Origin of the sequence: Streptomyces sp. NPDC051322, from assembly GCF_040689485.1 — a bacterium.
Lineage (GTDB): Bacteria > Actinomycetota > Actinomycetes > Streptomycetales > Streptomycetaceae > Streptomyces.
In genome coordinates this window covers 310,936-323,884 of the sequence record NZ_JBFBAK010000005.1, presented here as the reverse complement: position 1 = coordinate 323,884, position 12,949 = coordinate 310,936, and the positions used below count along the sequence as shown (strand labels likewise).

General features: G+C 68.2%; 12 protein-coding genes and 3 pseudogenes. 10 read left to right on the top strand and 5 right to left on the bottom strand.

From position 1 onward, the window contains the following. The first annotated feature begins 39 nt into the window (after window positions 1–39). Complete coding sequence (locus tag AB0436_RS14875; protein ID WP_365850450.1) at window positions 40–537, top strand: DUF3830 family protein; 498 nt, start codon at window positions 40–42, stop codon at window positions 535–537. A 23-nt stretch (window positions 538–560) separates the two neighbouring features. On the opposite strand, the gene AB0436_RS14870 is transcribed toward AB0436_RS14875, so the two are convergent. Further along, window positions 561–2,036, bottom strand: a complete 1,476-nt coding sequence (locus AB0436_RS14870) for an amidase (RefSeq protein WP_366468230.1) — start codon at window positions 2,034–2,036, stop codon at window positions 561–563. After that, a complete protein-coding gene (locus AB0436_RS14865; RefSeq protein ID WP_366468229.1) occupies window positions 2,033–3,082 on the bottom strand; it encodes a D-2-hydroxyacid dehydrogenase in 1,050 nt (349 codons plus the stop codon). Before AB0436_RS14865 ends, AB0436_RS14870 begins: the two co-directional genes overlap by 4 nt. Window positions 3,083–3,244: 162 nt before the next feature. Here AB0436_RS14865 and AB0436_RS14860 point away from each other — a divergent pair, with 162 nt between their 5' ends. The 4 genes from AB0436_RS14860 to AB0436_RS14845 all read left to right on the top strand — a co-directional run bounded on the left by AB0436_RS14860 (window position 3,245) and on the right by AB0436_RS14845 (window position 7,148). Continuing rightward, window positions 3,245–3,946 (top strand): GntR family transcriptional regulator, encoded by a 702-nt coding sequence (locus AB0436_RS14860; protein WP_366468228.1) that lies wholly within the window; start codon window positions 3,245–3,247, stop codon window positions 3,944–3,946. A 156-nt stretch (window positions 3,947–4,102) separates the two neighbouring features. Then, window positions 4,103–5,260, top strand: coding sequence for an acyl-CoA dehydrogenase family protein (locus AB0436_RS14855; RefSeq protein ID WP_366468227.1), 1,158 nt, complete (start codon window positions 4,103–4,105; stop codon window positions 5,258–5,260). 15 nt (window positions 5,261–5,275) lie between these two features. Beyond that, window positions 5,276–6,172: an acyl-CoA thioesterase II gene (locus tag AB0436_RS14850; RefSeq protein ID WP_366468226.1), complete on the top strand. Its 897-nt coding sequence runs from the start codon at window positions 5,276–5,278 to the stop codon at window positions 6,170–6,172. Between the two features lie 76 nt (window positions 6,173–6,248). After that, window positions 6,249–7,148, top strand: a complete 900-nt coding sequence (locus AB0436_RS14845) for an aminoglycoside phosphotransferase family protein (RefSeq protein ID WP_366468225.1) — start codon at window positions 6,249–6,251, stop codon at window positions 7,146–7,148. 15 nt (window positions 7,149–7,163) lie between these two features. Here the strand turns inward: AB0436_RS14845 and AB0436_RS14840 are convergent, their stop codons facing one another. Further along, entirely contained in the window at window positions 7,164–7,760 is a 597-nt protein-coding gene (locus AB0436_RS14840; RefSeq protein WP_366468224.1) for a hypothetical protein, read from the bottom strand. A gap of 130 nt (window positions 7,761–7,890) precedes the next feature. On the opposite strand from AB0436_RS14840, the pseudogene AB0436_RS14835 reads away from it, so the two are divergent. Further along, window positions 7,891–8,010 (top strand): annotated as a pseudogene (locus AB0436_RS14835) (GNAT family N-acetyltransferase); the annotation flags it as partial. 152 nt (window positions 8,011–8,162) lie between these two features. On the opposite strand, the gene AB0436_RS14830 reads toward AB0436_RS14835, so the two are convergent. Then, window positions 8,163–8,471 carry a hypothetical protein gene (locus AB0436_RS14830; RefSeq protein WP_366468331.1) on the bottom strand — a complete coding sequence of 103 codons (309 nt, stop codon included), beginning with the start codon at window positions 8,469–8,471 and terminating at the stop codon, window positions 8,163–8,165. A 179-nt stretch (window positions 8,472–8,650) separates the two neighbouring features. On the opposite strand from AB0436_RS14830, the gene AB0436_RS14825 reads away from it, so the two are divergent. The 4 genes and pseudogenes from AB0436_RS14825 to AB0436_RS14810 form a co-directional block, all read left to right on the top strand. Continuing rightward, a complete protein-coding gene (locus AB0436_RS14825) occupies window positions 8,651–10,204 on the top strand; it encodes an alpha/beta hydrolase (RefSeq protein ID WP_366468223.1) in 1,554 nt (517 codons plus the stop codon). A gap of 168 nt (window positions 10,205–10,372) precedes the next feature. Then, window positions 10,373–10,762: a hypothetical protein gene (locus tag AB0436_RS14820; protein ID WP_366468222.1), complete on the top strand. Its 390-nt coding sequence runs from the start codon at window positions 10,373–10,375 to the stop codon at window positions 10,760–10,762. Window positions 10,763–10,852: 90 nt separating this feature from the next. Continuing rightward, window positions 10,853–11,352, top strand: a pseudogene (locus AB0436_RS14815) (GNAT family N-acetyltransferase). 204 nt (window positions 11,353–11,556) lie between these two features. Beyond that, window positions 11,557–11,793: pseudogene (locus AB0436_RS14810) on the top strand (Scr1 family TA system antitoxin-like transcriptional regulator); the annotation flags it as partial. Window positions 11,794–11,827: 34 nt separating this feature from the next. Here the strand turns inward: AB0436_RS14810 and AB0436_RS14805 are convergent. Continuing rightward, window positions 11,828–12,868 carry a hypothetical protein gene (locus AB0436_RS14805; RefSeq protein WP_366468330.1) on the bottom strand — a complete coding sequence of 347 codons (1,041 nt, stop codon included), beginning with the start codon at window positions 12,866–12,868 and terminating at the stop codon, window positions 11,828–11,830. Window positions 12,869–12,949 lie beyond the last annotated feature (81 nt).

Genomic DNA, 12,949 nt, shown 5'->3' with positions numbered 1-12,949 from the left:
CTGAAACCGACGACCGCCGCACACGTTTGGAGAACCGCCATGGACCGTTACATCGAGATCTCGCTCGAGAAGCGCGGCGTCAGCTGTGTCGCCAAGCTGCTCGACGACCGGGCCCCGCGCACCTGCGAGGCGGTCTGGAACGCCCTGCCGCTGGGCAAGGACGTCTTCCACGGCAAGTACGCCCGCAACGAGATCTACACCCTCGTGCCGGCCTTCGCCGAGGCCGAGCCGGGCACCGAGAACCCCACCATCACCCCGATCCCCGGTGACGTCGCGTACTTCTCCTTCGCCAACTGGCAGCTCAACACCAGCTCGCACGGCTACACACAGGGCGGACGGCCGCAGCAGGAGGAGGCCATCGTGGACCTGGCGGTGTTCTACGAGCGCAACAACCTGCTGCTGAACCCGGACACCGGATTCGTACCGGCCAACATCTTCGCCACCATCACCGAGGGCCTGGACCGGATGGCCGAGGCGGCGCAGGACCTGTGGCTGTCCGGTGTGATCGGCGAGTCCCTCAGCTTCAAGCGCGCCTGACGCGACGCGCGGGTCCGGCCGGCTCAGCCGCGCGGCCGGGCCGGTGCGGCGGAGGTGATCCCCTCCCGTACCAGCGCCTCGAACAGCAGATGCGAGGCGCGCAGCACCAGCCCGTCACCGTGCCGGGCCGCGACCAGTTGCACGCCCACCGGAAGCCCGTCGGCCGTCGTGCCGCAGGGCACGGTGGACGCGGGCTGCTGGGTGAGGTTGAACGGATAGGTGAAGGGGGTCCACCCCGTCCAGCGGTCGTAACCGCTGCCTTCCGGGACCTCCCGGCCGGCCTCGAACGCCGGAATCGGCACGGTGGGGGTCACCAGCAGGTCGTACGTCTCGTGGAACTTCCCCATCCGCACGCCCAGCGCCATCCGCTCGGCCACCGCGCCGAGGTAGTCCAGCGCGCTCGCGGTCGCCCCCTGCCGGCACACCTCCCGCAGCCCCGGGTCGAGCTCCTCCAGCTGGCGCGGCGTCAGGTGCTCGACCACCTTGGCCGCGCCCGTGAACCACAGGGTGTGGTACGCCTGCACCGGGTCGGCGAAGCCCGGGTCCGCCTCCTCGACCTCCGCGCCCAGATCGGCGAGCAGCTCGACCGCCCGCCGCACCCGGGCGGCCACCTCCGGGTCCACCGGTGCGCCCGCCAGTGTCGGGCTGTAGGCGACGCGCAGTCCGCGCACTCCGCCCTCGCGGTGCAGCTCCGCGCGGAAACCGCCCTCGTACGGCGGCAGCGCCGCCCAGTCACGGCTGTCCGGGCCGCTCAGCACGTCCATCATCAGCGCCGCGTCCGCCACCGTGCGGGTCATCGGCCCGGCGTGCGCGAGTGTGCCGAACGGGCTCGCCGGGTAGAGCGGGATCCTGCCGTAGGTCGGCTTGAGGCCGAAGATCCCGCAGAACGCGGCGGGGATGCGCACCGAGCCGCCCCCGTCGGTGCCCACCGACAGCGGGGCGAGCCCCAGCGCAACGGCCGCCGCGCTGCCGCCGCTCGAGCCGCCCGACGTACGGCTCGGGTCCCACGGGTTGCGCGTCACCCCGGTCAGCGGGTTGTCGGTGACGCCTTTCCAGCCGAACTCCGGGGTCGTCGTCTTGCCGACGAACACCGCGCCGTGCTCCCGCATCCGGGCCACGCACGGCGCGTCCTCGTCCCAGTCCTGACCGGAGTCGCTGCTCAGCGAACCGCGCAGGGTCGGCCGGCCCTTGGTGAGCAGCAGGTCCTTGACGGAGACCGGCACACCGTCCAGCAGTCCTAGCGGCTCACCGCGCTGCCAGCGCTGCTCGGAGGCGCGGGCCTGGGCGCGGGCGGTCTCCGGGTCGACCAGGCAGTAGGCGTTGACCAGCGGGTCGAGCCGTTCGATACGGTCCAGCACCGCCTCGGTCACCTGGACCGGCGACAGGCTCCTGTCCGCGTATGCGGCGACGAGTTCCGTCGCGGTGCGCGCACACAGGTCGTCGGCCTCGCTGCCGCCGTCCGCTGCCGTCCCGGCTTGCGTGCTGCTGACTTCGGTCATGGCATGCCCTTCTCGGTCCCCGGCTTCTCGGTCCCCGGCTTCTCGGTGCCCGGCTTCTCGGTGCCTGGTGCGCCATCGGCGACCGGCACGTATCCCAACTTCTTGTCGACCGTGTTGCGCAGCGGCCGGCCGGCCGTCCAGCGCTCGAAGTTGTCGAGGAACACCTCGGCGAGGTCCTCGAGCCAGCCGTAGGTGTCCGCCGACATGTGCGGGGAGACCAGCAGCCCCGGCGCCTCCCAGTGCGGACTGTCCGGCGGCAGCGGTTCGGTGCGAAAGACGTCGAGGGCTGCCCCGCCGAGGCGGCCGCTCTCCAGGGCGGCCAGCAGGTCCTCCTCGACGACCAGCGGGCCGCGCCCGACGTTGATGAACCGGGCGCCCTGTTTCATCCGGCCGAAGGCCGCGGCGTCGAACATGTCGGCCGTCTGCTCGGTCAGCGGGGCCGCGCTCACCACCCAGTCCGCGTCCGGCAGCAGGCCGGACAGCTGCCCGAAGCCGTGCACCCGGCCGAACTCGGGGTCCTGGTCGCGTGCGGTACGCCCCACCAGTTCGGCCCGCACGCCGAGTGCGGACAGCAGCCGGGTGATGGCCCGCCCGATCGGCCCGGCGCCCACCACGACGGCCCGGGAGCCGGAGACCCGCATGGTCTCCCGGTGCTGCCAGGTACGTGAACGCTGCAGGTCGTACGTACCGGGAAAGTCCTTGGCCATGGCCAGTACGAGCCCGGTCACGTACTCGGCGATCGGCTGCTCGAACACCCCGCGGGAGTTGGTGACCAGGGCGTCCGACTCGATCAGCGCGGGGAACATCAGACGGTCGACGCCGGCACTCGCGGTGTGCACCCAGCGCGGGCCGCCCGTCCGGGGCCAGACCCGGGGCAGGGCGTCGGTGAGGAAGTCCCATACGAGGAGGACGTCGGCCGTCGGCAACGCCTCGGCGAGACCGTCCTCGGTGACGTGGCGCAGCCGGGTTCGCGCCCCGATGCGGTCCAGGCGGGGCGGTGTCCCGCCTGCCAGCACCACGACGACAGGGGGTCCGGTCTCACTCATGGGCGGCCCTTTCGGATCGCTGTGTCGCGCTGACACCGCCGTACATTGACACGCTAGGCAGCCATTCCTAACATTGTCAACAATCTACCAATGGCGCACCGCGCCCCGGCGCACGACCGCTTCCGCGCGAGCCGCAGGCGACCTTGACGAAGGAACGAACTCATGGCGAAACCGAGAAGTCTGCGACCGGTCAAACTGGAACCGGCCGCGATGATCATCGCCACCCGGCTCACCGAAGCGATCATGGACGGCACCCTCACGCCGGGCAGGCAGCTCGGCGAGGCCGAGCTGGCCGGCCAGCTCGGCGTCAGCCGCGGTCCGCTGCGCGAGGCCCTGCAACGCCTGGTGCAGCAGGGCATCGCCCGTAGCGAGCCGCACCGCGGGGTGTTCGTCACCACTCTGGACGAGGACGATGTGCGGGATATCTACCTCGCCCGGACCGCCATCGAGTCCGCCGCCTGCCGTCTGATTCTCCAGCAGTCCCCCCAGCGCAGCGCCGACCGCCTGGCGACCGTGCACCGCTCCATGGCCACCGCGGCCGGGCGCCGGGACCCGGCAGCCCTCAGCGCCGCGGACATGGCACTGCACCAGGCGCTGGTCGAGGAGTCCGGCAGTCTCCGGCTCAAGCGCATGGCGGAGACCCTCTTCGTCGAGACCCGGATGTGCCTGTCCGCCCTGGCGGACAAGTACCCCACCCCGGTGGACATGGCCGACGAGCACGCCGCGATCATCGAGGCGCTGCGGGCCGGTGACGAGAAGCGGCTGCTGGTGCTGATGGACGAGCACATGCAGGATGCCGTCCACCGCCTGACCGGCGGCGACGGCCCCCGTGTCAGCGAACCGCCGGAGGTGGCGGCCGGGTGATCCGACGCCGCCTTTCGCACCCTCCGGGCGGCAGCGATCCGGGCATGGCTCGGGGCAGTGCTCAGCATCACTCTGGACAGTGCGCGCGACCAGCCGGTAACTTTGCCTGAGCAAGCGCTTAGTACCGCAGTCGAGCATTCGAGCGAGGGGCCTTCCGTGCGCCGTACCGTTTACAACGAGGACCACGAGGCGTTCCGGGACACCATCCGCGCCTTCATCGAGGCCGAGGTCGTTCCCGTGTACGAGGAGTGGCTGGCGGCCGGCCAGGCCCCTCGCGAGTTCTACTACACCCTCGGTGAGCTGGGCATCTTCGGGATCGAGGTGCCCGAGGAGTTCGGCGGGGCGGGCGAGGAGTCCTTCAAGTTCCAGGCGATCATCTCCGAGGAGTGCGCCCGCGCCGGCGTCTCCTTCGGCGGCTCCGGCGTGCACGTCGCGCTCTGCCTGCCCTACCTGAAGGCGTACGCCACCGACGAGCAGAAGAAGCGCTGGCTGCCGGACTTCGTCTCGGGCACGACGATGTACGCCATCGCCATGACCGAGCCGGGCACCGGTTCGGACCTGGCCGGCATGAAGACCACCGCCAAGCTCTCCGAAGACGGCACGCACTACGTGCTCAACGGCGCCAAGACCTTCATCACCGGCGGTGTGCACGCCGACCGCGTCATCGTCTGCGCCCGTACCGCCGCCCCGACCGCCGAGGACCGCCGCCACGGCATATCCCTGCTCGTCGTCGACACCAAGTCCGAGGGTTACGCGGTCGGCCGCAAGCTCGACAAGCTCGGCCTGAAGACCTCGGACACCGCCGAGCTCTCCTTCACCGACGTCAAGGTCCCGGTCGAGGACCTGCTCGGCGAGGAGCACAAGGGCTTCTCCTACCTCGGCCAGAACCTGCCGCAGGAGCGTCTCGGCATCGCGGTCGGCGCGTACGCCCAGGCCGCGGCGGCCATCCGGTTCGCCAAGGAGTACGTCCAGGACCGCACCGTCTTCGGCAAGTCCGTCGCGTCCTTCCAGAACACCAAGTTCGAGCTGGCCGCCTGCCAGGCCGAGGTCGACGCTGCCGAAGCGGTCTGCGACCGCGCGCTGGAGGCTCACGACCTGGGTGAGCTGTCCGCCGCCGAGGCCGCGTCCGCGAAGCTCTTCTGCACCGAGGTCGCACACCGCGTCATCGACAAGTGCCTGCAGCTGCACGGCGGTTACGGCTACATGAACGAGTACCCGATCGCCCGCCTCTACGCGGACAACCGGGTCAACCGCATCTACGGCGGCACCAGCGAGGTCATGAAGATGATCATCGCCAAGAACATGGGTCTGTAAGGTCCGACGCCTTTCATGCCTCTCCTTCACTCGAACTCAGCACTCGCGTCCCTGCTCGATCTGCTCGACCTGGAGCAGATCGAGCAGGACATCTTCCGCGGCCTGAGCCGCTCCGCCGTCGTGCCCCGCGTCTTCGGCGGCCAGGTGGCCGCCCAGGCCCTGGTCGCCGCCGGCCGCACGGTGCCCGCCGACCGGTCAGCCAATTCGCTGCACTCGTACTTCCTGCGGCCCGGCGACCCCGGCGCGCCGATCGTCTACACCGTCGACCGCATCCGCGACGGCCGTTCCTTCACCACCCGCCGGGTGGTCGCCGTGCAGCACGGCCAGCCGATCTTCCATCTCTCGGCGTCCTTCCAGACATACGAGGAGGGCCTGGAGCATCAGGCGCCCATGCCGCAGGCTCCCGACCCCGAGACACTCCCCACCGCCGCCGAGTTGCTGCCCCGCCACGCGGACCGCTTCCTGGACCCGAGCGTGGTGGACCGGCTGCTCGAGGCCCGCGCGGCGGTCGATCTGCGGTACGTCGACGACCCGCCGTACGCCAGCGTCGGCACCCCGCGCGAACCGCGCTCGCAGGTCTGGTTCCGGACCAGCGGCAAGCTGGACGGCGAGATCGACCGGCCGATGCTGCACGTCTGCCTGGCCACCTACGTCTCCGACATGACCCTGCTCGACTCGGTCCTGTTGGCGCACGGCCGCGGCGGCTGGGCCACCGGGGATGTGGTCGGCGCCAGCCTCGACCACGCGATGTGGTTCCACCGCCCCTTCCGGGCCGACGAATGGCTCCTCTACGACCAGGAGTCCCCCTCCGCATCGGGCGGCCGCGGCCTCGGCCAGGCCCGCATCTACACCCGGGACGGGCACCTCGCGGTCACCGTGATCCAGGAGGGCGTCGTCCGGGTCCCGCGCTGATCCGCCCGGAAACGGCTTGACGGGTCACGGCCGGGAAGGTTCGGATGGCCGTCCGCCGAGAACCGGGAGGCCGCGTATGGGAGCCGGCAGGATGCATGCCGACGAGGCGCACACCGACGCGGCTCTGGTACGCCGTCTGATCGCCGCGCAGTTTCCGCAGTGGGCAGACCTCCTCGTCGAGCAGGTCGATTCCGCCGGAACGTCCAATGCCATGTATCGGCTCGGCCGTGATCTCGTCGTACGGCTCCCCCGCATCCCGGGGGCGGCCGGCGACGTGGAAAAGGAGCATCGGTGGCTGCCGCGGCTCGCCCCGTCGCTTCCGGTTGCCGTCCCGGTGCCACTGGGCCGGGGAGCGCCTGCGGAGGGCTACCCCTGGCCCTGGTCCGTCTACCACTGGCTGCCCGGCGAGAACCCGACCGCCGAACGGGTCCCCCGACCCGACCTGCTCGCGGCGGACCTGGCCCGGTTCGTCGCCGCATTGCACCGGATCGATCCCGCTGACGGGTCGGCTTCCTACCGCAGCGAGCCCCTGGCGGGGCGAGACGCCGAGACCCGCGGCGCGATCGGGGATCTGCGCGGAATCGTCGACACCGCGTCGGCGACCGCCGCCTGGGACGCCGCCCTGCGGGCCCCCGCGCGGCCCGGCCCGGCGGTCTGGATCCACGCGGACCTGCAACCGGGGAATCTGCTGGTCGCCGACGGTCGGCTCAGCGCCGTCATCGACTTCGGCTGCCTGGGTCTCGGCGATCCCGCCGTCGACCTGATCGCAGCGTGGTACGTGCTGCCGGCCGACGCGCGGGACACCTTCCGGGCTGCCCTGGAGGCCGATGACGCGGCCTGGGCGCGAGGCCGCGGCTGGGCGCTGTCGATCGCGCTCATCGAGCTGCGGTACTACCGGGAGACGAATCCGGTGATGGCGGCCACGGCACAGCACGTGATCCAGGCAGTCCTCGCCGATCACGAGCACACTTCCTGACGGGGAGCCACGCGGTCAGAACTTACCCGTCTGCTCCTCGGTGCGGTACCCGAGCCGCTTACCGAACTCGCCGCAGAAGCCGACGCCGAGCGGCGGCCACCCCCAGAAGTCGAACGCCAGCGCACCCAGGTCGAAGCCGGAGCCGAACTGCCACTCGGCGACCGGGACAGCGGCTCCGCACGCGGAACAGACGGCGCTCCCGTTGCCGGTTTCCTTCCAGGCGGCGATGCCGTCCCCGAACGGCTGCCAAGCCTCCTCGTCGGCCTCGAACTCCTCCGGGTAGTCGATGATCACCGTTCGCGCGTCGCACCGCGGACAGGTGGCGAAGTCCGCCACGTCCTCCCCCTGGCCCCCGACGTGGTAATCCCGCCCGACGATGACCGCAACCGGACCCGGTATCCGCGAAGGATCCGATGAATTGGCCACCGCCCGACGCCAGTCGGGCCCCGGCAGATAACCCTTGTCCACGGTCAGGCTGTACATCGCGTCGCCGGACATCTCGCGCGTGATCAGACCTTCGGCGACCATCCAGTCGACCGTCCGCTCGGCGAGCGGACCTGCCTCCTCGCCGGTCACTTCGAGATCGACGATCCGCTCGAAGTAGTCACCCATCGTCCTGCAGTTCCCCCGTGCTCGGTCGGCACCCGATCAGTTGGCGCCCAGTCTGCGCATTCCACTGACAACCCACCGGCGCGCCGACATTGAAGCGGCCCCCGCCCACCAGAACATGGACACTGACCCGATGCGCATCCGCGCAGCTCGCAGCGAGGGCCTCCCCCGCCTCCAGGACATCGAAAGGGCAGCCGGGCAGTGCTTCTGCGACATCGGCATGCCGGAGATCGCCGACGACGACCCACTCCCCTCGACGAACTGGAGGGGCCTCCCATCGATCGCAGTCGGTCCAGGAATGCAGTCGAGCAGACTTCTACCAGGCGGCACAGCGGGAGATCCGACGGACTCCGTGGCTACACTTCGTCCACACAGCGCGGCCGCCTATCCGCCTGCCGTCGGCAACTACCTTCGCAGGTCCAGTTGCATCAACTTGGCCTCCGTCGGACTAACCTTTTCCGGAGTCCTGTTAATCTCCGCTTGCACTGTCGGGAGCAGGCTGCTCAGTTGGGCCAGCATGACCTTCCGGCGCCCTTCGATATCAGAGTGCCAAGCTGTCGCGTTCGGCCCAGCCCAGGATCGCCTGCCGCCGACGTCGGCAGATGCCTTTTTCAGCAACTCCGCGAGATCATGCATTTCGTGCTCGATGTCTCTTTTCAACCCAACCAGGGCATGACGTCGCGGATTTTCGACCTTGGCCGGATCACCACTCATCGGACTCTCCTCCCCCTTCGACCTCGTAGCCAGTCTTCCACATGCACAGGCGGATTGCGGCGTAGTCAGTCGAAGGCAAACTCCGGGAATGCATCTGCGGTTCAGGTACCGCGTGACGCGGCGAGCGCGTGCTGATAGCGTCCCGTAGTCGAAACGACACGTGAACGGGGGAGTGGGAGATGAGTGATCCAGGCGGCCGTGGAGACACCTTCTGTGGCATCAATCCGGAGGCCCTCCAGGGCACCATCACTTCCCTCAAGAGGGATTCGAGTCGACTGCGTACAAGTGCTTCACGATTCAAGGGACGGTTCGATCAGCTCGGGATCGACGCACAGCCGTTGACGAAGCTCCTCCACATAGCCAGCTGGGCCGACGATCAACTACCCATGCTGCGTAGACGTCACCACCTTGCACTGCTCATCGACAAGGATGCCGACCCAGTCCTTCACTATCCGAACCATCCCGACATGATCATGGTCGATGATACAGATGTCTCTGCAGGGCCTCCCAAATCCAGTGAACTACCGGACGGCGCAGATCCAAAGCTGAATGCCGACTGGTGGGGATCACTCACGCCGGGCTTGAAGGCGGAACTGCAATTTCTCTACCCTGCTCAGATCGGCGCCCTCGACGGCCTGCCCGCGACAGTACGTGACAAGGCAAATCGTGCACAGCTCTTCAAGGAAAAGGGGCAGTTCAACGCGAAATTGAAGAGATTGCGCCGGGATCTCGCAGAGACCAAGGCCCAAATTCCTTCGAATGTCGATGATGTCGGAGGCGCGATCGGCGGAAGCCCGGCCTATGAGCTGCAGAACGAGATCGATGAGGTTCAATCAAAGCTTGGTAGTATCGCTGCCGTCGAGCGCGGTCTCGCCAAAGGCGACCAGTCCGGCTTCCCTCATGCGTATCTGCTCGGGTTCGATACGCACAAGCTTGGCCACGCCATCGTCTCCTTCGGCGACCCGGACACTGCAGATGACATGGTGACCTATGTACCGGGGCTTGGTTCTAAACTCGCCGGCGCTGAAGGTGACATCAATCGGGCCTCGGCGTTGTGGCAGGATTCTAATCGACGAGCCCCGGACAAGCATGTCGCATCGCTCTACTGGCTGGGCTACGATGCCCCGCAGCTCGCGGCCAATAGGCATGGAGCCGACGTAGCAGGCGAGGGCGATGCGAATGCTGGTGCGCCTCTGCTGAGGCGCTTCACTCAGGGCCTCACAGCAGCTCGGACCGTTTCTTCCCCTGTACACACAGTCGTCCTGGGACACAGTTACGGATCTCTCGTGACGGGACGTGCCGCAGTTCTCGGCAAGGGCAAATTGGCCGATGATCTGGTCTTTGTCGGTAGTCCCGGCGTCGGTGTGGATCATGCCTCTGACCTACACGTAGACCCCTCGCATGTGTGGGCAGGGGCGAACGTCCATGACCCGGTCCCCGACCTCCCAGCATCCGATGTTCTCCAGGACCTGGGAGGAAACGCCTCAAGTTTCGGTATAAATCCAGCGTCAGTAGCATTCGGCGGACACGTGTTCAAGGCAGACCAGGACCCGAGTCAAAGTTTCTCGTCAGTTGATCTCGACGCTCATTCCTCCTACTGGGACACGAACTCGGACTCCCTGGCCAACTTGGCGAAGATTACCGTCGGAGACTACGGCGACGTAACTCAAACCCGTCCGATCCCGTCAGACATCCCAACAGCCCCGACCCTGGTCGGCCCTGGTGTTCTGTAACGACAATTCAGAAGGATTCTGATGAGCCCGGCACACCTGGCTGGAGCATCACGTCGAGCCGTCTCCGCGATATTGCTCCTGGCACTCGCCCTCACCGGATGTTCCCGGAGCGCAGTGCCTCGGCCGAAGAACCACAAGACGATCACACAGGAGCAGGCAAGCACTCGCGTGGAACAACTGATCCGTGAGACGGCCGATGCGCTTACGCCAAGGCCCAAGCTGGAGCTTTACGAACCCGGATCTGCCACCGCTCAGTGTCTGGACCCAACCGACGGAGGTTCAGAGAAACGACGGGTGGTCTCGCGTGTCTACTGGCTGCGTGGGGTCGGGAAGGCCGACAACCAGCGACTCGGCCAGCAGGTCCTGCACCTGTGGAAGAAGCAGGGCCAGCTGATCACATCCGCCACAGGGGTGGGTACGGACAAGCCAGAAATTCATGGTGGCAGCAAACCGGACGACTTCCTCATCGCCCTTGAGGCCAGCGACAACGGATGGTTGTCGATAGGTGCCACCTCCCCCTGTATCTGGCCTCAGGGGACGCCCCCGCCTGCCACATGAGGGGCCGGATTCACTCGGTCGGGGCTCAGAGACCACCAAAGGTGCTCATGCTCAAAAAACCGCAGATCCCGCGGTCGTTGCCGACCGCGCATCCGCGCAGCCCGCACCGGGGACCTCCCCCGCCTCCAGGACATCGAAAGGGCAGCCGGGGAGTGCTTCCGCGACATCGGCATGCCGGAGATCGCCGACGACGAGCCGCTCCCCCTCGACGAACTCGCCCGCTACCGGCGGGGCCGGACTGGCCTGGGTGGCGGAGGGCGGCACCGACAGCCCGGCGGCCTATCTCATCGCGAAGCGCGTCGACGGGAACCTCCACGTCGAACAGGTGTCGGTCCACCCGGACAGCGCGCGCCAAGGGATGGGCCGGCGGCTGCTGGATCACCTCGCGGCCCGGGCCCTGACCGACAAGATCCCCGCTGACCCTGACCACATTCGCCCACGTGCCCTGGAACGCGCCTTACTACGCGCGCTGCGGCTTCCGGCGGCTGGCGGAGAGCGAGCTCACGCCCGGCCTACGCGACATCAGCCTCAGGGAGGCTGCGCACGGTCTGGGCCGATGGCCACGAGTCTGCATGCGCCGGGTTCTTTGACCGCCGGGCTTGTCCGCCCATACCCAGCTCCAAGTGTGGCGGAGCCTGCGACGAGGGGTTCAGACGGGGCAGGGCGGCTCGATGTCAACTGATGCCGCCCGCCACGTCGCCCCCCTCGCCTCCGCCAACCACTGAAGTGATCCATTCTGCGCCCGGGCAGGGGCGAAGGGAGAGTTCTGGCCGCCGGCGCGACGACGCGGGGCGTACCTGGCGGGCATTCTGCAGACAGAAAGGTACGCGCGTGCGGTCCTGAGCACGTCGTTCCCTCCGGTGAGCGAAGAGGAGTGTGACAGGCTCGTTGTCACAAGGCTTGACCGGGGGAAAGTCCTTGACCATCCCGTGCGGCCTGTAGTTTGGGCGCTGCTCGATGAAGCGGTGCTGCGTCGCACAGTCGACGGCTCAGACGCCATGGCCGAGCAGATCATGCACATCGTGCGCCTAGGCCCTGTTTCGGAATGGGCTGGGTGGGCCCGGCTCATCGGCCGGGCTGGTCGGTCGGTGGCTTTGGCAGTACGGGGGCCGTGCAGCCATGTCGGTCGGCGGAGCGGGTTGCGAAGCTGCGCAGGTCGTTGCGCTCCTGTGAGGTGAGCGGCTCTTTGGTGAAGTCACGCTTGCTGTGCTCTGTGGTCGATATGTCGTACACGGCTGTCTTGGATGCTCCCGGGCAGCGGGCCGAGCCCCACATCCCGAAGCCGTCCTCGCCCCAAGGCTTCTCGTATCGCCCGGGGCCATGCGAGCGTTTGGAGGTGCCGGGCACGAAGGGTCCGTAGTAAGCCCGCAGCACCAGGTCGTCGCCGAGCACGCAGATCTCTGTGGGGGCGACTCCGGCCGCGGTTTCACGCATCCGGGGGTGCGAGCTCAGCCCGGCGCAGGTTCCTTTTGCCGCTCCGGCGGCTGTCTCCTGGCCCGTGGCTCGTCCTGCGATGTGGGTGATCTTTTCTCCCGGGTGGGCGCCGCAGCCGCTCCGCTGTGCCGTCCGTTCGGCTGCGACGGTGGCGACTCTGGCCACCGGGGTGCGGGCGCCCTCGGCGGTCACGGTCACGAGAATCCCGGTGCCTTTGCTACGGCTCCAGTCCGGGCAGTCCAGCAGCACGGAGGCGGTGGTCTCGGGGCCGTCAAGGACGGTGTCTTGTGCCAGTAGCCCCGTCCATCCGTGCCCGAGAGGGAGCGGGAGGATGTCGTCGCGTTCGATGGAGTAGGGGCTGTAAGCGTCGTCGGCCGCCTCGATCGTGACCCACACGCCGGACGGGGTGGCCCTGCAGGAGACCGGGAGCCCTTCCGGCTTACCGGCCTGGGCCGGACCATCGGGATGCCAACTCTCCAGCTTGTACTTCGAGTCGCCAACCTCCGCGTCAGGGTCCGTCAGCTGGAGCATCTCATCAACGGGCAACACACCGTTGCAGATCTTGGCCAGCTGGGCCGTGGGGGTGTGCTCCTTGTACCAGAGTGCGCCACCGGCGACCGCCAGCGCCACGGCCACCACGACCGCCGCTATCCCGATCCGTCGCCTCCTCAATGCAATCCCCCGTGCTTCAAGTTCCCGTCGAATTCCCGGAAGCCTACGCACCCCCGCCGCGGCCAACAAAACGCCTGTGGC